Here is a 19,958-nt window from a genome sequence, read left to right as displayed (position 1 = left end):
CTAGAATAATGCGGGTGAATACCCCAGAACTCCTTGAAGCAGCCGTTGCAGCCCTAGGCGGCACCCGCCGCGAGGGCCAGGTGCGTATGGCCCAGGCGGTGACAAAAGCCCTGGAGTCACAGCGCCACCTGGCCGTTCAAGCCGGGACCGGCACCGGCAAGTCCCTGGCTTACCTGGTTCCCGCCATCAGGCACGCCATGAACACGGACACCGCGGTCATCATCTCCACCGCTACCCTGGCTCTACAGCGCCAGCTGGTGGAGCGGGATCTTCCCCGCTTGGCGGACGCGCTGGAACCGCACCTGGACCGCAAGCCCACCTTTGCCATTTTAAAAGGCCGGGCCAACTACCTGTGCCGGAACAAGATGGATCAGCCGGAGGCCCCGGAGGACATCTTGGGTGAGGAGGAAATCTCCGGGCGCGGCCGCGCGGTCAAACGCCTCCACGAATGGGCCGAAGAAACCGAAACCGGGGACCGTGATGACTTGCAGCCCGGCGTACCAGATCTAGTGTGGCGCACCGTCTCTGTCACCTCGGCTGAATGCGTGGGTGCCGGGGCCTGCCCGCACGGCCCGGATTGCTTCGCGGAGTCCGCCAAGCACCGGGCTGCGGCGGTAGATGTGGTCATCACCAACCACGCCCTGCTTGCCATTGATGCCATCCACGACGCGGAAATCTTGCCCCCACACGAGGTGGTCATTGTGGATGAGGCGCACGAACTGGACGGGCGGATTACCTCCGTGTCCACCGAGGAAATTACCGCGCGGGCCATAAAGATGGCCGCCAACCGCGCCAAGGCACTATCTGATGCCGGGCAGTTGGCGGATCTGGCTGATGAGTTCAACACGCTCATGGATCTGGAAACCCCCGGGCGGTGGACGGACATGCCCGAGGTGGCAAAGGGACACTTGGAGGGCTTGGCCAACGAACTTAGGCATGTGCGCACCAGGATTGCCGATGCCCCCACGGGTGAGGCCACCGACGACCCCGAGCGCAACGCTGAGCGCAAGAATCTGGCCAACCATCTAGGAACCATGGCTGAGGCCGTGGACCGGATCCTGGCAGTCTTTGCCACCAGGGACCCTTCCGCGCATGAGGACGTCGTGTGGCTGGAACGAAACCGGGATGATAAGGCCATCTTGGCGGTAGCGCCCCTATCCGTGGCGGATATGCTGCGCGATAAACTCTTTGGCAACCAGACCGTGGTTCTTACCTCCGCTACCTTGGCCCTGGGCGGCAGGTTTGACGCCATGGCGGCGCAGTGGGGGCTGCCCTCTGGCACTTATGACACCCTTGATGCCGGTACCCCCTTCAACCCTGCAAAGGCCGGGATCCTCTACACCGCGCAACATTTGCCCGCGCCTGGACGCGACGGTTTGGCACCGGAGACGCTGGAGGAAATAGAAGAACTCATCACGGCCGCCGGGGGCCGTACGCTGGGGCTGTTTTCTTCCCGCCGCGCAGCCACCCAGGCTGCCGATGCCCTCCGTGACAAGGTCCCTGGCAAGCTCTACGTCCAGGGTGAGGACACCATGGGCGCGCTGGTGGATAAGTTCTCCGCCGACGAAACCTCCTGCTTGTTTGGCACGCTCACGCTGTGGCAGGGTGTGGATGTTCCCGGGCCGTCCTGCTCCCTGGTGCTCATCGACAGGATCCCCTTCCCCCGGCCGGACAACCCGCTGATGCAGGCGCGTACGGAAGCCGCCAACGCGGCGCGCCGCAGCGGCTTTATGGAGGTTTCTGCCACCCACGCGGCGCTGCTCATGGCCCAGGGTGCTGGCCGGCTACTCCGCTCAGTCGAGGACAAGGGCGTAGTCGCGGTCCTGGACAACCGTTTGACTACCAAACGCTACGGCTCTTTCCTCCGGCGCTCCATGCCCCCGTTCTGGCAGACCACCGACCCGGATGTTGCCCGCGGGGCCTTGAAACGTCTAGTCGCAGCTCTGTAGATCCCCACCGCAGCTAAGGCACCGCCACAACCGTGACGCTATCAGGAGCCACCTCAGTGAAACCGGCGTCGCGCACCACCACTGCATCCGGGTGGCCGCAGGCCTGTGCAAACACCGCGTGCTCCACCTCCCGCACGCTCAACGGAAATTCTTGCTCAGCCCACCGTTTAACCCACGGCCACGGCATTCGGGCCGCCAGCAGCATTGACCCATGCCCCACCTGGGCGGCGGCTTTGCCGGCCGTCATGTTCAAGGAGGAATCCACATAGATAACCGGATTGCCGTCCGGGGGCGGTGGCGGACAATCTGAGGGTACATCGGTGCCATTGATTTGTAGTTTGGCAATAAGCGGGTGGACGGCGTCCACGGGCGAGGGCACAAAGGCCCGCGCCAGCCCGGCTACTGTGACCCCGGGAATGGCTTGCACATCCTCCCACGCCTTGTTACGGGCCCGCCTGGCCACCTTCCGAATGCGGTGGCCGTACCACTCATCAAAGCCTCGTACGTAGGCCGTGGTGGTGGCAGCGCCCGCGCGGGGATCCAGGCAAGCGGCCACGACTGCGCGGGCAGCTGCTTCCAGCAGGGCAGTTCGCGGTGCGGGGTTTTCCTTGGGCAGGTGCAGCACAATATTCATGGCCTGGATAGTCTCCGGCCGGTTGGGGTCTTCTGGGTCTGCCCGCCAGCTGCGTTGCGCACACGCCCGGCTCAGCCGGAGATGTGCAACCTCTAGTGTCACCGCCGGACCCCAAGGAGGTGGAGGACCTGGGTCATGTGGAAGTTTACTTCCGCGTCCGCGAACTCCTTCAAAGCCGGTTTGGCCTTGTAGGCAACCCCCAGCCCCGCTGCGCGCACCATGTCTATGTCATTGGCACCGTCACCCACGGCCACGGTGTGCTCCATCCCTACGCCCACTTTCTGCGCTACCTCGCGGAGAAATTCTTCTTTGACCGCGCGGTCGATAATCTGGCCGGTTACCTTGCCAGTGAGCTTTCCATCCTTGATTTCCAGAGTATTAGCGCTGACGTAATCTGCGCCCAACTTGGCAGCCAGGGGGTCCAAAACTTGGATAAAGCCGCCGGAGACAATTGCCACGGTAAAACCCTCAGCTTTAAGTACCCGAATGGTTTCCTCCACCCCCGGGGATAGCTCTAGAGCGGCGGCGGTTTCTTCCAAGATGCTGGCGTTAAGCCCCGCCAGCGCTGCCACCCTTTCACGCAAGGACTCCGCGAAGTCTAGCTCCCCCCGCATGGCCCTTTCGGTAACCTCCGCTACCTCCGCGGCCCTGCCCGCGTGGGCGGCCAACATGTCAATGACCTCACCGGTAATGAGCGTGGAGTCACAATCAAAGCAGATGATACCGCGCCGTGGGCGTTGCTCTGGCAACGTGGCCTTATCAATTCCCAGCTCCGGCGGCACTTCGATAGTGCCACTGTGCCTGACCTCCACGACCGAAACCGGGACTTGGGAAAGCTCCCGGATACCGGTAACGGCGCTGGAGCTTTCCAATTCGTTCAGGAAGCCGGGGTCTAGGTGTGGGGCGGCAAGGACAGTAACGCGGTTTTCTATCATGCTATTGATTATGGTTCATTTAAGCTGCCACGGCAAAAGCCGCCACCCTTACAGGTAGCGGCTTTTTAAACAAGCTTCAGGAGTGGAGCTTATAAACTAGTGGCCCAGGTGCGCTTCTTCGCGCATGCGCTTGACCATGTGCGGGTAGTGCAGCTCGAACGCGGGGCGCTCGGAGCGGATGCGTGGCAGTGCAGCGAAGTTGTGGCGTGGAGGCGGGCAGGTAGTTGCCCACTCCAGGGAGTTGCCGTAGCCCCAAGGGTCATCCACGGTAACAACCTCACCGTAGCGCCAGGACTTGAATACGTTCCATACACACGGGATGACCGAGGCACCCAGAACGAAGGAGAAGATGGTGGAAATCTGGTTGTAGACCGTGAATCCGTCAGACTGCAGGTAATCAGCGTAGCGGCGTGGCATACCCATGTTGCCAACCCAGTGCTGGACCAGGAAGGTGCCGTGGAAACCGATGAAGGTCAGCCAGAAGTGAATCTTGCCAATACGCTCATCCAGCATACGGCCGGTGATCTTGGGGAACCAGAAGTACAGGCCGCCGAAGGCGGAGAACACCACGGTACCGAACAAGGTGTAGTGGAAGTGAGCAATCAAGAAGTAGGACTCAGCCAAGTGGAAGTCCAGTGCTGGGGAGGCCAGCATAACGCCGGTCATACCGCCGAAGAGGAAGGTCGACATAAAGCCCATGGCCCAGATCATTGGGGTATCCCAGGTGATGTGGCCCTTCCACATGGTGCCTACCCAGTTGAAGAACTTCACGCCGGTAGGAACCGCGATGAGGAACGTCATAAAGGAGAAGAACGGCAGCAAGACCGCGCCGGTGACAAACATGTGGTGTGCCCACACAGCCATGGAAAGCGCGCCGATGGCAAGCACGGCGAATACCAGGCCGATGTAGCCAAAGACCGGCTTGCGGGAAAATACCGGGACAATCTCAGAGATAACGCCGAAGAATGGCAGGGCCAAGACGTAGACCTCGGGGTGGCCGAAGAACCAGAACAGGTGCTGCCACAGGATGGCACCGCCGTTGGCGGAGTCATAGATGTGCGCGCCCAGCTTGCGGTCATAGAGAACGCCAAGGGCGGCTGCGGTTAGCAGCGGGAAGATCATCAGGGCCAGGATGGAAGCGGTGAACACGCACCAGGTAAACACTGGCATACGGAACATGGTCATACCCGGCGCGCGCATGGTCAAGATGGTGGTCACCATGTTGATTGCGGAGCCCAAGGTACCAACGCCGGTAGCGCCAACGCCCACAATCCAGAAGTCCGCGCCAATACCTGGGGTATGGACGGAGTCCGAAAGCGGGACGTACATGGTCCAGCCAAAGTCAGCTGCACCACCTGGGGTAGCAAAGCCCATCAGCATAACCAGACCACCCAGGAAGGTGATCCAGAAGCCAAAGGCGTTCAAACGCGGAAAGGCTACGTCCGGTGCGCCAATTTGTAGCGGTAGGACGTAGTTACCAAAGCCCCAGACAATAGGGGTTGCAAACAGCAGCAGCATGACTGTGCCGTGCATGGTAAACAGCTGGTTGAATTGCTCATTGGACAGGAACTGCAGGCCCGGAACGAAAAGCTCCGCGCGGATTAGCAGTGCCATGAAACCACCGAGGAAGAAGAAGCTGAAGGCCATGATCATGTACATGATGCCCAGCTGCTTGTGGTCGGTGGTGGTAAGCATTACCCAAGCCTTGGAACCGGTTTTGCCGTTTCCTTGGGGCTCTGGGCGAGCTGGTTGGACGTAAGTGTCCAACCGTGGCGCCACTGCGGTCATAATTTCCTCCTGAATGTCAGACACGCTCACACTTGGTTCGAGAAACGAGTCTAGGGTTTACCCAATCATAATAGGCCACATTCACATCTAATTACCAGCTAACTAAAAACAAACCGCTCTGGCGGGTGCCGGGCCTTAGTAAAACCCGATATGCCGTTCACGCTGCAAGAACGCCGCCGAGCCAGCTGCTACTCACGCAGGAGCCGAATTTGATCGGGTTTTTAAGTGAGGTAAACCACACGCGTTTTCAATCGTCACTCTAAAACCAGCGAAAACACACCCCCGACCGTTATCAACCGTTAGATTGATCCGGACGGGGGTGTGCGTGTCGGAGACTCGTAGGGCCTAGAAATCCCAGTCTTCGTCGGTAGTGTCTTCCGCCTTACCAATCACGTAGGAGGAACCCGACCCGGAGAAGAAGTCGTGGTTTTCATCCGCGTTAGGCGACAGCGAAGACAAGATGGCGGGGGAAACGCGCGTCTCATCTACCGGGAACAGGCCTTCGTAACCCAAGTTATTGAGAGCCTTATTGGCGTTGTAGCGCAGGAAGCGCTTAACGTCTTCGGTCCAGCCCAAATCGTCATACAGATCCTCGGTGTATGAGATCTCGTTTTCATAGAGATCATAGAGCAGCTCGAAGGTGGACTCCTTCAGCTCATCCTGCACGGCCGCACTTTCTTTCCGGACCGCCTGCTGGTACTTGTAGCCAATGTAGTAGCCATGCACGGCTTCATCACGAATAATCAGACGGATGATATCTGCGGTGTTTGTCAGCTTGGCCCGCGAAGACCAGTACATAGGAAGGTAGAAACCGGAGTAGAAAAGGAAGGACTCCAGCAAGGTGGAGGCCACCTTCTTGCGCAGCGGGTCATCACCACGGTAATACGCCTTGATTATCTTGGCCTTGGTCTGGAGGTTTTCATTTTCCTCCGACCACCGGAACGCGTCATTGATCTGGGAGGTACTAGACAGCGTCATAAAGATATTGGAGTAAGACTTAGCGTGCACCGACTCCATGAAGGCGATGTTAGTCAGCACCGCTTCCTCGTGTGGGGTGACGGCATCAGCCAACAAAGAAACCGCGCCCACCGTACCCTGGATGGTGTCCAGCAAGGTCAGACCAGTAAAGACCCGCATGGTGGTTTCCTGCTCTTTTTCCGTTAGCGTGTTCCACGACGGAATATCGTTGGACACCGGGATTTTCTCCGGCAACCAGAAGTTGCCTGTGAGCCGGTCCCAGACCTCCGTGTCTTTTTCATCTGGAATCGAATTCCAGTTAACGGCCTTCACTGGCTCGTGATGGCTTTCTAGATAGGCGTCGTAATCATGGGGCACGGCGCGCTCCTTTCGGTGGTGATGTATGACAGGAAAATTTTGGTGAACAAGCCCCTCCCCCGCCAAGCGCAGATAAGGGGGCAGTGGCTTCAACCTTTGGTGACTTCAACCTTTAGAGCATGCAGGAAACGCAGCCCTCTACTTCAGTGCCTTCCAGCGCCATCTGGCGCAGGCGGATGTAGTACAAGGTCTTAATACCCTTGCGCCAGGCGTAGATTTGCGCACGGTTAATCTCCCGGGTGGTGGCGGTGTCTTTGAAAAACAGCGTCAGCGACAAACCTTGGTCCACGTACTTGGTGGCCACCGCGTAGGTATCAATGATCTTTTCAAATCCGACTTCATAAGAGTCCTGGAAGTATTCCAAGTTCTCATTGTCCATGTGTGGCGCAGGGTAATACACGCGCCCAATCTTGCCCTCTTTGCGGATCTCAATCTTGGAGGCAATCGGATGAATAGAAGAGGTGGAGTTGTTGATGTAGGAAATTGACCCGGTGGGCGGCACGGCCTGCAGGTAGCGGTTATAGATACCGTCTTTGGCAACTGCTTCCTTGAGCTCTGCCCACTCTGCGGCGGTGGGAGTGTGGATGGAGGCGGCATCGAAAAGTTCTTGCACGCGCGCGGTCTGGGGCTTGAACTCCTCCGGGTCATACCGGTCAAAGAACTCACCCGTGGCGTATTCGGACTTGTCAAAGTCAGCGAACTTCTCTCCACGCTCCACCGCAATCTTGTGCGAGGCCCGAAGCGCCGCGTACATCACGGCAGCGAAGTAAGCGTTGGTGAAATCAAGTGCTTCCTCGGAGCCGTACTTGATGTGCTCGCGCCCCAGGTAGCCGTGCAGGTTCATCTGCCCCAGACCAATGGAGTGGGAGTTATCGTTGCCCTTGCGGATGGAAGGCACGGAGTCAATAGCCGTGAAATCTGACACGGCAGTAAGGCCACGAATAGCGGTTTCCACCGTCTTGGCAAAATCCGGGGAATCCATAGCACCTGCGATGTTGAGCGAGCCTAAGTTGCAGGAGATATCCTCCCCCATCTTGTCATAGGACAAGTCATCATTGAAGGTGGATTCAGAGTTGACCTGCAGGATTTCCGAACACAGGTTGGACATATTAATCCAGGAAGTCTTGACCGGGTTGGCCTTATTCACCGTGTCTTCAAACATGATGTACGGGTAGCCGGACTCAAACTGGATTTCTGCCAGCGTCTGGAAGAAGTGGCGGGCGTTGATTTTCTTCTTGCGGATCCGGGGGTCTTCGACCATTTCCGCGTAATGCTCCGTGACGGAGATATCACCAAAGGCCTTGCCGTAGACGCGTTGCACGTCATACGGGGAAAACAGGTACATGTCCTCGTTTTTCTTGGCCAGCTCAAACGTGATGTCCGGAATAACCACGCCCAAAGACAGCGTCTTGATGCGGATCTTTTCATCCGCGTTCTCACGCTTGGTGTCCAAGAAGCTCATGATGTCCGGGTGGTGCGCGTTCAGGTAGACCGCGCCCGCGCCCTGGCGGGCACCCAGCTGGTTGGCGTAGGAGAAAGAGTCCTCCAAAAGCTTCATCACGGGGATAACGCCCGAAGACTGGTTTTCAATGTGCTTGATCGGCGCGCCGATTTCGCGGATATTGCTCAGCAGCAAGGCCACGCCGCCACCGCGCTTGGACAGCTGCAGCGCGGAGTTGATGGAACGCCCGATGGATTCCATGTTGTCTTCAATGCGCAACAAGAAACAAGAGACCAGCTCACCGCGCTGGGCCTTGCCCGCGTTGAGGAACGTTGGGGTGGCCGGCTGAAAGCGGCCGGTCATAATCTCATCCACGATGGCTTCTGCCGTGGCGGTGTCCCCGCCGGCTAGAAAGAGCGCAGTCATAGCAACGCGGTCTTCAAAGCGCTCCAGGTAGCGGCTGCCGTCAAAAGTCTTCAGCGTGTAGGAGGTGTAATACTTGTAGGCACCCAGGAAGGATTTGAAGCGGAACTTGAAGGCATAGGCGCGCTTGAACAGGGCCTTGATGAAGTCAAAATCATAAGCGTCTAGCACTGCTGGGTCGTAATATTTATTTTCCACCAGGTAGCGCATCTTTTCTTCCAGATCGTGGAAGTAGACGGTGTTTTGGTTAACGTGCTGTAAGAAGAACTGGTTGGCTGCTTCCCGGTCCATGTCAAACTGGATATTACCCTGGTCATCATAGAGGTTTAGCAGTGCGTTTAGGGCGTGGTAGTCCATCTTTTCAGAAGGTTTAACCGGCTCCGGGACCGTTTTTCCAAGGAAGTTGCTCATCGTTGGTCTTGCCTTTCAAGGGTGTGAAAATATAAAGCACCGCGCGTGCGCTTACCTGCGTTAAGTATGAGGTATGCCAGCCAGCTTTGCGCGGTGGGAAAGAATTATTTTAGGGGACCAGCCCCAGGGCGTCAGCGTTATCAACCAGGCCCAGCCGCAAGACCTCCACGTCTTCCTCATTGCCCATGAGCTCATAGCGGTAGACGTAGGGGACCTTCAGCTTGGCGGAGATGACATCTCCTGCCTTGCCAAAGTCCGAGCCAAAGTTGGAGTTGCCTCCCGCCACAACGGCCCGAATGAGACTGCGGTTGTGCTGGTTGTTGAGGAACCGGACAACCTGCGGCGGCACTGGTTTAGAGTTTTGGTGGCTAATGGAAGCCCCTCCCCCGTAGGTCGGGCAGACCAGGACGTAGGGTTCATCTACTACGAGTTCTGGGGAGGATTTCTGCAGCGGAATACGCGCGCTAGGCAAGCCGAGCTTATCCACGAAGCGGCGCGTATTTTCAGTCACGGAGGAAAAATACACAACCAACATCGTAAAATTTTAGGCAGCTACGGCCAGGCTCTTGATGCGGTCAGGGCGGAAGCCAGACCAGTGCTCACCCTTAGCCATGACTACCGGTGCGGAGGTGTAGCCCAGCGCCATGACAAAGTCACGGGCTTCATCATCCAAGGAGATGTCCACGAGCTCGTAGTCGAGTCCTGCGCGGTCGAGTGCTTTCTTGGTTGCGGTGCACTGGACGCAGGCTGGCTTGGTGTAAACGGTGATAGACATGAGCGTGAGGCTTCCTTTTCGGCGGGGATTTTAAAAGGGTTTGAACTGGATACGAGATGTTTTTACCGGACGGCGGTTCATTTCGTTTCAACACGTTCGACACTATACTTTGTGGGCAATTGTTGCAACCAATACTACATATAGTAGTTACAGTCATGGTATTCCCAGCTGGCTACCCCGGCCGTGCCCACATGTTGCCCCGGGCTACCTCCCGCCCAAGTTACACACATGGAATTCCCCAGGCTTATCCACAGAAAATGGCTGAAAATCCCACAGGCAAGTGACTTAACTCACAATAAACGGGTGTAACGCGGGCAAAGCTAAACCCCGCCCCACCTAGAGAAGGTGAATGCGGGGTTTAGACGCCGGAGTGCAGTTCTTAGCCCTGACGAGCTTTGAAGCGCGGATCCCTCTTGTTGATCACGAAGACTTTACCGTGGCGGCGCACAACCTGAGCGCCCGGCTTATTCTTCAGCGACCGAAGCGACTTGCGGACCTTCATCGGGCGCTCCTTTCTATATGCGCAAAAAGTGCGCGGGTTAATAGTAAAAGCATGGCTTAAACTTCTGCCATGACACGAGGGGAAACTTTACCCGAAGACACCGCCATATACCAAACTCGAAGCCCCAAGTAACAACGGTAGGCTGGGGTGTTATGAGTCAACAACTGCAAGCAGACACCCAAGCAGATATCCAGGCAGACATCATTGCCACCCTAGGCGTTAAACCCACCATTGATCCCGCCCAGGAGGTCCAAGAACGCACCGCCTACCTGGTGGACTACCTCAAGCGCACCGGCGCGAAGGGCTACGTACTGGGCATTTCCGGCGGCCAGGACTCCACCCTGGCCGGGCGGCTAGCCCAGCTGGCGTGCGAACAAGTCGAAGGCGCGCAGTTCTACGCCGTGCGCCTGCCCCACGGCGTGCAGGCCGACGAGAAAGACGCGCAGATAGCACTGCAGTTCATTCAGCCCCATCACACGCTCACGGTCAACATCGCGGATGCCACCTACGCGCTGGGCGGAGAGATAGGCCGCGCCCTGGGCAACGAGCGCCTAGGTGACTTCAACCGCGGCAACCTCAAGGCACGTATGCGCATGGCCGCGCAGTACGCCATTGCCGGTGAAACCGGCTGTCTAGTGCTGGGAACTGACCACGCGGCGGAAAACGTCACCGGCTTTTTCACCAAGTGGGGTGACGGCGCAGCCGACCTCCTGCCGCTAGAAGGACTCAACAAGCGCCAGGGCGCGGCCCTACTGCGCGAGCTGGGTGCCCCGGACTCCACCTGGCAAAAAGTCCCCACCGCGGACTTAGAGGACAACAAGCCACTCCTGCCGGACGAAGACGCGCTGGGCGTGACCTACGCCAATATCGACGACTACTTGGAGGGCAAGAAGATTGCCGGGCCCGCCAAAGACCGTATCGAGCAGCTCTGGCGCGCCGGTGCCCATAAGCGCCGCATGCCAACCGGCCCGGCCACCAGCTAAGCGGCCATACCTCTAACCCAGGCCTCTAATCGAGGCCGCTAACCCAGGCTACTGACCCCTAGCTACCGATTAAGCCGCCCGGCCCCGAGCGACTGCGGGCCACCATCAACCGAGCAGCTCGATAGTTTCTTTCGCGGCGCGCTCCAAAGCCCGGTAATAGCCGGGCCCATGGGTCAGGGCGTGCACTGCCAGGGGGTGCAGCTGGTGCACGGGGAGGGTCTCATACTCGCTAAATCCGTAGCCAGCAAAGATTTCCTCCACAAACGGGGCTCCGAAAAGCGCCAACATGCCCAAGTCGGTGTGCGGGTGCCCGCCGTGGGCAGCCGGGTCAATCATCACCGCGCTGGACCCAGAGAAAATCACGTTTCCGGCCCACAAGTCCCCATGGATGCGTGCGGGGCTTACATCCCACTCGGTGATCTCGATGAGCTCACACGCCTCCTCCACGGCGGATTCCGTGGACTTTGGCAAGGGCGTGGCTCGGCTAAAGGACCGGACGCGCTGCCGGGCGTAGAAGATCCCCCAATCATCCCCAGGGCTGCAATCCTGCTCCACCCTGCCGATGTAGTTCTTGCCCTCCCAGCCCGCCGGTGGGCTGCCAAAGGCTGGCGCGCCCGCGTCATGGACCCGCCTCAAGCGCGCCCCAAACGCGCGCGCAGCCTTGGCCGTGGGCTGGGCCTCGCGCACGCGCTGGGTGCTAATCGAGTGCGAGGTGGTGCCCACCACCGTTGCCACCACCTCCGGTACGGCCTCCGCCAGCCACGCCAGCCCCGCGGCCTCCGCGCCGGCTTGATCAGGATGATTAACTTGCTTGGTGTACATTCCCCCAGCCTAACCCAATGAAGCGGGTGTTTCATCGCCACATACGTACCCCTCACCCATTCTCGCCCGGCAACTAATTTGGCGCTTCGGAGATGGGCGGGTCCTGGGATTTTTTACCGCGTCCCCAAAGGCCCCAGCGCTAGCGCCACAGGTTGGCACAACGCGGTGCTTAACCATCTGTTGGCACGGTTTTTGACCTTAAGCACCGAGTTCTGCCATCCGCACCCCCTAGACCCCGGAAATATCCGAAGCGCCTCTTACGTCCTTGAAGCCCACCATCTCATGGACGGTTTTGCTATAGTCAATGGCGGTGGGTTTTGTAGTATTTTCTTTGTTCACAGACTGAAATTATACGAAACCCACCACCAGTTTTTCTTACCCCCTCCAGCAGGAGTCGGAACCCCCAGACCCCACGCATTTCCGAAGAACCCATTTCCGAAGAGCCCCGGGAAATAGAAGAACTCCCCGTCAGAACGGTGTTCTAACGGGGAGTGAAAGTGGAGCTAACGGGATTCGAACCCGTGACCCCCACACTGCCAGTGTGGTGCGCTACCAGCTGCGCCATAGCCCCAAGTGGTGCTCGTGGAAACTCTTTGTTTCAACTCGCACCATTTTATACGCGGTTGGTTTAGATACCAAATCGCCTGTCTACTTGGACTTTGCTAGCTCAACCCAGTCGGTAATCGGCTCGGTTTCGCTGTTGAGGTCCTTGCCTTCGAAGATCACGCGCGGGGAGGAAAGCTTCCCGGTTTCCTTTTCTAGCTTGGCGGCGTTGGCACCGGCGGCCTTGCCGGCCTCTTTCAAATCCGCGTCCTCAATGGCCTTCACGGTCTTGGAGTCCGCACCTAGTTCCTTGGCCGCGTTGGCAAAGTCTGACATGGTCCACTTGTTGTAGATGTCCTGTTGCTGTTCAAAGATGACCTTGCGCAGGTTCCAGTAGGTGGTAGCGTCACCGGCCTGAGCGGCTGCCAGGAGGGCCGCTACTGCCTTGGTGGAGTGGCCGTCTTGGTTTTCAAAGTCCTTGCCGTCCAGGAAGCTCAGTGGGTGGATGGCCACGTTGATCTCACCGGCCTCGATGGCGGTCTTCATATCGGCGTCGGTGGCCTCAGCCAACTCGCTGCAGTGAGGACAGGACGCGTCCTCATAAAGGTCAAAGGTCTTGGTGTCTTTGTCCGCTTTGTCGGAAGACAGGACTACAGCGGGGTCCTCTGGATCGTATTCCATGGTCATGGCAACTTGCTCTACCTCACGCTCAGCCAGGTGTTCGGTTTTTGCGTTCTGACCATTCCACACAATGTAGCCGATGACGGCGGCGACTATTGCCAAAAGCACTACTAGGGCCCAGATGAAGCCGGAGTTACTCTTGGAGTTGGGGTCTGAAACTTTGATACTCACTGTTTATTATCCTTTTGTGGAGTGTTATTCGGTATGTGAAGGGTGCAGGGGGTTCTAGGGAACTAGGGAGTTCCAGGGGTCCAGGTTGTTCTAGGGGTGTAGGGCGAACTTCTTGAAAGGCCGCCAGATGGTCCACACCATGAGGAAGACGTAGAAGACATCGCGCAACAAGGTTTTGATGTAGTTCATAACTTGGGCATCATCACCTGGGTTTACGCTAAAGCAACCGCAGTCTATCCCCAAACCGCGTCCCCACGCTTGGGCGATACCTATCATAAACAACGTCAAGACTATGGTGCCCACAACAGCGGACTGCCGGAGGAAAAGCCCCAGGAGCAGCAAGACGCCGCCGGCTATTTCCAAAGGCCCAATGAGGTTGGCTAGGTAATCTGACCACTCCGGGGTGAAAATCCCGTAAGCCTTGATAGTCTGCGTTACCGAGAGGTGTTCACCGAGCTTGGCCAGTCCTGCCTTGATCCAGATATAGGCCATATAGAAACGCGCAAAGGCGCTGATGACGTCTAGCACGAGCGCCTTGTTGAGCGTGGGCTTATTCACAATTTTGATATCCTCTAGTTTTCTTAATTACCCAGGACTTTGGTGACCAACTGCTGGGCCTGCTCCTGGACTTCTTCCAAATGGCTTTGCCCTTGGAAAGACTCAGCATAGATCTTGTACTTGTCCTCTGTGCCGGAGGGACGCGCGGCAAACCACGCGTTTTCCGTCACAACTTTAAGCCCGCCCAAAGCGGCACCGTTGCCAGGGGCTGCGGTCAATTTAGCAACTATACTCTCCCCCGCCAGTTCATTGGCAGACACCTGCTCCGGGCTGAGGGATTTGAGCACTGCCTTTTGCTCGCGGTTGGCCGGGGCGTCGGTACGCGCGTAGACGGGCTCGCCGAATTCTTGGGCCATCTCCGCATAACGCTGCGAGGGCGTCTTGCCGGTTACTGCCAAGATCTCTGCGGCCAAAAGATCCATGATGAGCCCATCCTTGTCGGTTGACCACACCGTACCATCGAAGCGCAGGAATGACGCTCCTGCGGATTCCTCACCGCCAAAGCCGATATCTCCGGAGATGAGGCCATCAACAAACCACTTGAATCCCACGGGGACCTCTACCAGGCGGCGCCCGTGCGAGGCCACCACGCGGTCGATCATGGAAGAAGACACCAAAGTCTTGCCAATCCCGGCGTTTTTATCCCAGTTGGGGCGGTGCGTGAGCAGGTAATCTATGGCCACAGCCAGGTAGTGGTTGGGGTTCATCAGCCCGGCGTCCGGGGTGATGATCCCGTGGCGGTCAGCGTCAGCGTCATTGCCCGTGGCAATGTCGAACTCGTCACGGGTGTGGATGAGCGAGGCCATGGCGTCCGCACTGGAGCAGTCCATGCGTATTTTGCCGTCCGTATCCAAGGTCATAAACCGGAAGGTGGCGTCTACCAGCGGGTTGACCACGCTAAGTTGCAGTCCGTATTCCTCAGCGATTGCGCCCCAATAATCTACCGATGCCCCGCCCATGGGGTCCGCACCAATCCGCACGCCGGCCTTGGCGATGGCCTCCATATCCACAACGTTGCGCAAGTCCCGCACGTAGTTGGTCTTGAAATCATACGGCGTCACGCGCTCATCCAGGACGCCAGTAACCGGGGTGCGGAATACGCCGTCCAGGTTCTTCTTGAGGTAACGGTTAGCATGGTGGGCTATCCAGTCAGTAGCGTCCGTGTCCGCTGGGCCGCCGTTGGCGGCGTTGTATTTAAAGCCGCCGTCGCGCGGTGGGTTATGGGACGGGGTGACTACAATGCCGTCGGAATTCTCCGTGTTCAAAATGGCGTGGGACACTGCCGGGGTGGGCGTGTAGCGGCCATCGGCGTCAACGCGGACATCGACACCGTTGGCAACCAGTACCTCCAGCGCGGAAATCATAGCGGGCTCGGACAGCGCGTGGGTGTCGCGGCCGATAAACAGTGGTCCAGTGGTGCCTTGCGTGGCGCGGTAGTCACAAATGGCCTGCGTGATGGCCAAAATGTGCTCTTCGTTAAACGCAGTGTCCAACGAGGAACCCCGGTGTCCCGAGGTGCCAAAAGCCACCTCCTGGCCCGGGATTTCCACGTCTGGCTTGCGCGTGTAATACGCGGAAACCACGTTGGCAATATCAATTAAATCTTCCGGCTGTGCAGGTTGACCGGCGCGCTCGTGGGCCATGAGGCAAACTCCTTGTAGAGGTTAGACAGTAACTCCTCCATTTTCCTCTCTTTTTGACAATCCTGCAGCAAAACTAACCCCGCTCGGGGTGAAACCGTTCACACGGTAGGCTAAAAGGCATGAAAGAAGCCCTCACAATTGGAACCGGCGCGGCGCTCGGCGCGCTGGCCAGGTACGCCCTGACAGCGTTATTGTCCGCCGCTGGCGCCAATCCCCTGTGGCCGCTCCTGCTCATCAACGTGGCCGGCTCCGCGGCGATGGGCTACGCCAAGCCCGGCAAGTTCTGGGGCACCGGGGTCCTGGGAGGCTTTACCTCCTTCGCGGCCTTCGCCCTTCTCACCTATGACTTGGACGCCGGGTGGGCGCTGGCTTACGTGCTGGCCACGCTAATTGGCTGCGTGGGCGCATACCTGCTGGGCCACCGCGTGGGGGTACAGAAATGATTGCTCTGGTTATCCTTGGTATCGCCGTGGGCGGATTCCTGGGCGGGATGGCGCGCTACGGCTTTTCCCGCCTCTTTGACGGCGTTCCGGCCGGGACTTTTGCCGCCAACATTGTGGGCGCGGCGGGCATCGGCATAGCAGTTGGCCTCTACCGCGCCGCTGAGCTGGGGGACGTTTACTCCGCGCTGGTCATCACCGGGCTGGCCGGCGGGCTGTCCACCTGGTCCACTTTGGCCAAGGAGCTGGGCCTGATGTTGCAGCGAAAGGAGTACAAACGCGCTGGCTTGTACTCCTTTTTCACCATCACCATAGGGCTGATGGTCTTCCACTACGGGTTACGGGTGGGCACACTCCTAGTCAGCAATAGCCTCTAGCGGCGGCGTCTTGGCTGCCCGGCTGGCCGGCCACAGTGCGGCAATAACGCCCACTACCCCGGAGCCCGCCAGCATGATGCCAATGATGTCCCACGGCACTGTGGCCTGCTGCAGCCCGGAATCCGCCAGGACGTCAATGAACGACCACCCCAGGCCAAAGCCAATGAGCACGCCAGACAGCGCGCCGAAGATGGCAATCTGCACCGCCTCCAAGGTAATCATGGTCTTAATCTGCCGGCGTTGGGTTCCCACCGCGCGCAGCATGCCAACCTCCTGGCGCCTTTCAATAACGCCCAGGGTCAGCGTGTTAATGATGCCCAGGACGGCGATGATGACTGAGAGCGCCAGCAGCCCGTACAGGATGGCCAGCATCTGGTTGATGGCGCTGGCCGCCTGCCCGGCGTATTCCTCCCCTGACATTACCTGTACTACCACCAGGTCCGCGACGGATTTCTCTAGATCCTCGCGCAGCGAATCCCCCGACCCATTAACGGCCACCATGGCTACGTTGCGGATATCCTCCGGAACGATATCGGTGACCAGGGCCATGTTCTCAAATACGTGATTGGCAGCAAAGATCCCCTTCAACTCCGCCTCTCCCAAGAGCTTGCCCTCCTGCGTGACCGGGAGTGACTGCCCTAACTTCCAGCCTTGTTGCTCCGCATACTCCGCAGTAGCAATGAGGCCTTCCTCGAAGCTGCCGGTGCCCTCCACCATGTCGAACTCAATCATCTTGCTGGGATCCGCATCAATCAAGTTGGTTACCTGGAACTGCGGGCCGTAAGAGTAAGCGAACTGCCCATCTACTGCTACCGGGGCCAGCTCCAACGACACCACCTGATCCACGCCGTTCACACCGGCCGCGCGCTCTGAGGTTTCGCTGGGAGTGGGAAACTGGCCGCCGGGAGGACCTGTAAGGATGAAGTCCGCAGAAATATTGGACTCCACAGTTTCTGCCACGGAGGCCTTCATAGTCGCGCCCAGCATACCGATTGCCGTCACCAGCGCGACCCCCAGCGTCAAGGCAAAGGCGGTGGCGGCGGTACGGCGGGGGTTGCGCCCAGAGTTGGTGGCCGCGAGCTTTCCGATAGATCCGAAGGGCGCACCGATTAACCTTCCCAGCGCCGGGACAACCGGCAAAGCTAGAGCAGGGCCGGCCAGGAAGAAACCAACGATAACGCCGAATGCGCCGGTGCCCACCACAATGGCACCAGGCTTGGTGTCAAAGTCTACGAACAGCGTGGCTGCAGCGGCAGCAGCGCCTGCCAGCATCAGCGTAAGACCAGCTACGGTCCGGACTTTCAAGGAGCTCCCCGCAGCAGCTTCAGTACTGCGCATAGCTTCCACCGGTTTCACCGCACCGGCACGCCGCGCGGGAGTCCAAGCGGAGATAATAGTGACAACGACCCCGATAACAAGTGGGGCTATGACCGAGCTTGCGGACAGTCCCAAGCCCGGCCCCATGTCCAAACCCTGCGTGCCAAGGAACGCCTTGATAGCCACTACCAAGCCCATTCCGGCAACGACCCCCAGCGCGGAGCCAAAAAGCCCCACCAGGAAAGCCTCCAGAACTACCGACTGGGTAATCTGAACCCGGCTAGCACCCAGTGCGCGCAGCAGCGCAAACTCCCTTGTTCGTTGCGCCACAATCATGGAGAAAGTGTTGGCAATGATGAAAGTGCCCACCAACAACGCAATGAGCCCAAAGGCGATAAGGAAGTAGTTCACAAAGGTCAGGGCATTGGAGATGATGCCGGAAATCCTCTCTTCCAGCTTCTCCCCCGCCTCAACTTCTAGCTCCGGAAAGGCGCGTTCTATATGGGCCACTAACTCATCCGCGCTGGTACCGTCTGCCGCGCCAACAGTGACCTGATTGGGAGTGCCATAGCGCTCCACGAAAGCGTCGGCCGCAGAAAGCACGATGATGCCGCCGTTGACCACCGTGGGTTGGATGATTCCTACCACTGTGACGTCATCACGGCCATCTGGGTTGACCACAATCAGTTTGTCACCAATCCTTACCCCAAACTGCTCCGCCGCGGTTTCATTAAGTAACACCTCCCCGGATTCGGCCGGGGCTCGGCCATCAACTATCTCGTTAGGCGGGCCCACGGATTCCTCCGGTGGGTAATAAGGCATAAGCATGGACTGACCCGAACGCGCTTGAAAGGCCTTCAAGTGACTATCAGCCACCACCACGTTCTGATTAGATGCCACGTTGACGCGGTCTACCTTGTCATCTGCCAGCAAACGCTGGCGCATCTGTTCATCCAACGGCGCGTCCACCGTGCCGGAGACTGCCGCATCAACCCCAGTGAAAGCGGTACTGAGAACCTGGTCAAACGTATTGGACAAGGAGTTGGTGAACATGAACGAACCCGCAATAAAGGACGTGCCAAGAACCACGGTGAGCACGGTAAGGGCCAGCCTCAACTTGTGCGCCACCACATTGCGCAGTGAAACCCGCTGCATAGTAGAAGCCATGCTTAGTTCTCGACTTCTGCGATAACGGAATAAATCGAGTCAACAGTGGGGTTATCCAGGTCATTGACAACCTTGCCATCCGCGAGGAAAATCACCCTGTCCGCGTAGCTGGCAGCCTTGGCGTCGTGCGTGACTATCACTACTGTTTGGTTATCCCGGTCCACCGCCTGCCGCAAAATTCCTAAAACCTCCGCTGAGGCGTTGGAATCAAGGTTGCCGGTGGGCTCATCACCAAAGATTATCTCCGGCCGGCTCACCAGAGCCCGCGCACACGCCACCCTTTGCTGCTGGCCGCCGGACAGTTCGGCCGGGCGGTGGTCCAGCCTGGCTTTTAGCCCCAGCCGAGTGGTAATTTCCTCGAACCAGTCCTGGTCCACGTTGCGGCCGGCAATGTCGGTGGGCAAGGTAATATTCTCAGCTGCTGAGAGCGTAGGGACAAGGTTAAAGGATTGGAAGATAAACCCTAAGCGGTCGCGCCGTAGCGCGGTAATGTCTTTATCGTTTAACCGGGAGGTATCCGTATCCCCAATGAAGGCCGAACCTGATGTGGCGGAGTCCAGCCCGGCTATGGTGTGCATCAGCGTGGATTTTCCCGAGCCCGAAGGCCCCATGATGGCGGTGAACTGGTTGCGCCTAAACTCCACGTTCACATGGTCTAGGGCCACCACCGCCGTGTCACCTTTACCGTATTGCTTAAAAAGATCAACCGCTCTAGCCGCAATGCCATTCACCTGGGGGTACTCCTCAACTTATTAGTTCACTAAAAAACGATACCCTGCCCACAGTACCGGCAAGTACTGCACTGCATTTATTAGGATCAACTACCTTGAATGAACTAATTAGGCGAACCGGCATTGGAAAAGGCCGTATTAGGTTGTGAGATAACACTCCAGCCAGGCGTTGCTTGGAGGGTGTGAAAACGCAGAAAGAGCCTAGACGTTTGTCTAGGCTCTTTGCTGTTTGCTTTATTTTGTTGTGTTATGTTTTTATGTCGGCGGTAACTTACTCTCCCACACCCTCCCGGGTGCAGTACCATCAGCGCGGGCAGGCTTAGCTTCCGGGT

Annotated in this window: 17 protein-coding genes, 1 tRNA gene, 1 rRNA gene and 1 pseudogene; 4 read left to right on the top strand and 16 right to left on the bottom strand. The window is 58.2% G+C overall.

Going from position 1 to position 19,958, the window contains the following annotated elements:
- The first annotated feature begins 8 nt into the window (after nt 1–8).
- Nucleotides 9–1,949 (top strand): ATP-dependent DNA helicase, encoded by a 1,941-nt coding sequence (locus tag F4V58_RS02325; RefSeq protein WP_075733020.1) that lies wholly within the window; start codon nt 9–11, stop codon nt 1,947–1,949.
- 13 nt (nt 1,950–1,962) lie between these two features.
- Here the strand turns inward: F4V58_RS02325 and F4V58_RS02320 are convergent, their stop codons facing one another.
- The 8 genes and pseudogenes from F4V58_RS02320 to ykgO form a co-directional block, all read right to left on the bottom strand.
- Entirely contained in the window at nt 1,963–2,685 is a 723-nt protein-coding gene (locus F4V58_RS02320; protein ID WP_075733018.1) for an aminoacyl-tRNA hydrolase, read from the bottom strand.
- Nucleotides 2,682–3,437: pseudogene (gene serB / locus F4V58_RS02315) on the bottom strand (phosphoserine phosphatase SerB); the annotation flags it as partial. The pseudogene serB and the gene F4V58_RS02320, both read right to left, overlap by 4 nt.
- 177 nt (nt 3,438–3,614) lie before the next feature.
- Nucleotides 3,615–5,306 (bottom strand): aa3-type cytochrome oxidase subunit I, encoded by a 1,692-nt coding sequence (ctaD, locus tag F4V58_RS02310; RefSeq protein ID WP_075733014.1) that lies wholly within the window; start codon nt 5,304–5,306, stop codon nt 3,615–3,617.
- A 345-nt stretch (nt 5,307–5,651) separates the two neighbouring features.
- Nucleotides 5,652–6,641 carry a class 1b ribonucleoside-diphosphate reductase subunit beta gene (gene nrdF, locus F4V58_RS02305; RefSeq protein ID WP_075733012.1) on the bottom strand — a complete coding sequence of 330 codons (990 nt, stop codon included), beginning with the start codon at nt 6,639–6,641 and terminating at the stop codon, nt 5,652–5,654.
- 112 nt (nt 6,642–6,753) lie between these two features.
- Nucleotides 6,754–8,916: a class 1b ribonucleoside-diphosphate reductase subunit alpha gene (nrdE, locus tag F4V58_RS02300; protein ID WP_075733010.1), complete on the bottom strand. Its 2,163-nt coding sequence runs from the start codon at nt 8,914–8,916 to the stop codon at nt 6,754–6,756.
- 109 nt (nt 8,917–9,025) lie between these two features.
- Nucleotides 9,026–9,451 carry a class Ib ribonucleoside-diphosphate reductase assembly flavoprotein NrdI gene (nrdI, locus tag F4V58_RS02295; RefSeq protein ID WP_075733008.1) on the bottom strand — a complete coding sequence of 142 codons (426 nt, stop codon included), beginning with the start codon at nt 9,449–9,451 and terminating at the stop codon, nt 9,026–9,028.
- A 9-nt stretch (nt 9,452–9,460) separates the two neighbouring features.
- Nucleotides 9,461–9,691: a glutaredoxin-like protein NrdH gene (nrdH, locus tag F4V58_RS02290; RefSeq protein ID WP_075733006.1), complete on the bottom strand. Its 231-nt coding sequence runs from the start codon at nt 9,689–9,691 to the stop codon at nt 9,461–9,463.
- A gap of 379 nt (nt 9,692–10,070) precedes the next feature.
- The gene (gene ykgO / locus F4V58_RS02285) at nt 10,071–10,193 is read right to left on the bottom strand and encodes a type B 50S ribosomal protein L36 (protein WP_075733004.1); all 123 of its coding nucleotides are present in this window, start codon (nt 10,191–10,193) and stop codon (nt 10,071–10,073) included.
- A gap of 152 nt (nt 10,194–10,345) precedes the next feature.
- Between ykgO and nadE the strand changes: the two genes are divergently transcribed.
- Nucleotides 10,346–11,176 carry an NAD(+) synthase gene (gene nadE, locus F4V58_RS02280; RefSeq protein ID WP_075733002.1) on the top strand — a complete coding sequence of 277 codons (831 nt, stop codon included), beginning with the start codon at nt 10,346–10,348 and terminating at the stop codon, nt 11,174–11,176.
- Nucleotides 11,177–11,281: 105 nt separating this feature from the next.
- On the opposite strand, the gene F4V58_RS02275 is transcribed toward nadE, so the two are convergent.
- From F4V58_RS02275 to pgm, 5 genes are all read right to left on the bottom strand, one after another.
- Nucleotides 11,282–11,998 carry a fructosamine kinase family protein gene (locus F4V58_RS02275; protein WP_075733000.1) on the bottom strand — a complete coding sequence of 239 codons (717 nt, stop codon included), beginning with the start codon at nt 11,996–11,998 and terminating at the stop codon, nt 11,282–11,284.
- A 498-nt stretch (nt 11,999–12,496) separates the two neighbouring features.
- Nucleotides 12,497–12,569, bottom strand: a tRNA-Ala gene (locus tag F4V58_RS02270).
- A 77-nt stretch (nt 12,570–12,646) separates the two neighbouring features.
- Nucleotides 12,647–13,393 carry a DsbA family protein gene (locus tag F4V58_RS02265; protein ID WP_075732998.1) on the bottom strand — a complete coding sequence of 249 codons (747 nt, stop codon included), beginning with the start codon at nt 13,391–13,393 and terminating at the stop codon, nt 12,647–12,649.
- A gap of 90 nt (nt 13,394–13,483) precedes the next feature.
- Entirely contained in the window at nt 13,484–13,951 is a 468-nt protein-coding gene (locus F4V58_RS02260; RefSeq protein WP_075732996.1) for a MauE/DoxX family redox-associated membrane protein, read from the bottom strand.
- A gap of 23 nt (nt 13,952–13,974) precedes the next feature.
- Nucleotides 13,975–15,594, bottom strand: a complete 1,620-nt coding sequence (pgm, locus tag F4V58_RS02255; RefSeq protein ID WP_075732994.1) for a phosphoglucomutase (alpha-D-glucose-1,6-bisphosphate-dependent) — start codon at nt 15,592–15,594, stop codon at nt 13,975–13,977.
- A gap of 119 nt (nt 15,595–15,713) precedes the next feature.
- Here pgm and F4V58_RS02250 point away from each other — a divergent pair, with 119 nt between their 5' ends.
- Nucleotides 15,714–16,037: a fluoride efflux transporter family protein gene (locus F4V58_RS02250; protein WP_075732992.1), complete on the top strand. Its 324-nt coding sequence runs from the start codon at nt 15,714–15,716 to the stop codon at nt 16,035–16,037.
- A complete protein-coding gene (locus tag F4V58_RS02245; protein WP_245803016.1) occupies nt 16,034–16,411 on the top strand; it encodes a fluoride efflux transporter FluC in 378 nt (125 codons plus the stop codon). The genes F4V58_RS02250 and F4V58_RS02245 overlap by 4 nt, the downstream gene beginning before the upstream one ends.
- Here the strand turns inward: F4V58_RS02245 and F4V58_RS02240 are convergent.
- The 3 genes from F4V58_RS02240 to rrf all read right to left on the bottom strand — a co-directional run.
- Nucleotides 16,391–18,895, bottom strand: a complete 2,505-nt coding sequence (locus F4V58_RS02240; RefSeq protein WP_075732990.1) for an ABC transporter permease — start codon at nt 18,893–18,895, stop codon at nt 16,391–16,393. The two genes, F4V58_RS02245 and F4V58_RS02240, sit on opposite strands and share 21 nt — an antisense overlap.
- Before the next feature lie 2 nt (nt 18,896–18,897).
- Nucleotides 18,898–19,626 carry an ABC transporter ATP-binding protein gene (locus tag F4V58_RS02235; RefSeq protein WP_075732988.1) on the bottom strand — a complete coding sequence of 243 codons (729 nt, stop codon included), beginning with the start codon at nt 19,624–19,626 and terminating at the stop codon, nt 18,898–18,900.
- Between the two features lie 258 nt (nt 19,627–19,884).
- Nucleotides 19,885–19,958 (bottom strand): 5S ribosomal RNA (gene rrf, locus F4V58_RS13030); the annotation flags it as partial.

The organism is Corynebacterium phocae, assembly GCF_008693075.1.
Taxonomy (GTDB): Bacteria; Actinomycetota; Actinomycetes; order Mycobacteriales; family Mycobacteriaceae; genus Corynebacterium; species Corynebacterium phocae.
Note: the sequence above shows the minus strand (reverse complement) of the source record. Positions and strands in the feature narration are given on the sequence as shown.

What these genes read in the sequence shown, in the direction of transcription:
- ykgO (WP_075733004.1), bottom strand. Translation starts at nt 10,193, where the DNA reads ATGAAGGTCCGCAAGTCGCTTCGGTCGCTGAAGAATAAGCCGGGCGCT.
- nrdH (WP_075733006.1), bottom strand. Translation starts at nt 9,691, where the DNA reads ATGTCTATCACCGTTTACACCAAGCCAGCCTGCGTCCAGTGCACCGCA.
- F4V58_RS02240 (WP_075732990.1), bottom strand. Translation starts at nt 18,895, where the DNA reads ATGGCTTCTACTATGCAGCGGGTTTCACTGCGCAATGTGGTGGCGCAC.
- pgm (WP_075732994.1), bottom strand. Translation starts at nt 15,594, where the DNA reads ATGGCCCACGAGCGCGCCGGTCAACCTGCACAGCCGGAAGATTTAATT.
- nrdI (WP_075733008.1), bottom strand. Translation starts at nt 9,451, where the DNA reads ATGTTGGTTGTGTATTTTTCCTCCGTGACTGAAAATACGCGCCGCTTC.
- F4V58_RS02245 (WP_245803016.1), top strand. Translation starts at nt 16,034, where the DNA reads ATGATTGCTCTGGTTATCCTTGGTATCGCCGTGGGCGGATTCCTGGGC.
- nadE (WP_075733002.1), top strand. Translation starts at nt 10,346, where the DNA reads ATGAGTCAACAACTGCAAGCAGACACCCAAGCAGATATCCAGGCAGAC.
- F4V58_RS02250 (WP_075732992.1), top strand. Translation starts at nt 15,714, where the DNA reads ATGAAAGAAGCCCTCACAATTGGAACCGGCGCGGCGCTCGGCGCGCTG.
- F4V58_RS02275 (WP_075733000.1), bottom strand. Translation starts at nt 11,998, where the DNA reads ATGTACACCAAGCAAGTTAATCATCCTGATCAAGCCGGCGCGGAGGCC.
- ctaD (WP_075733014.1), bottom strand. Translation starts at nt 5,306, where the DNA reads ATGACCGCAGTGGCGCCACGGTTGGACACTTACGTCCAACCAGCTCGC.
- F4V58_RS02325 (WP_075733020.1), top strand. Translation starts at nt 9, where the DNA reads ATGCGGGTGAATACCCCAGAACTCCTTGAAGCAGCCGTTGCAGCCCTA.
- nrdE (WP_075733010.1), bottom strand. Translation starts at nt 8,916, where the DNA reads ATGAGCAACTTCCTTGGAAAAACGGTCCCGGAGCCGGTTAAACCTTCT.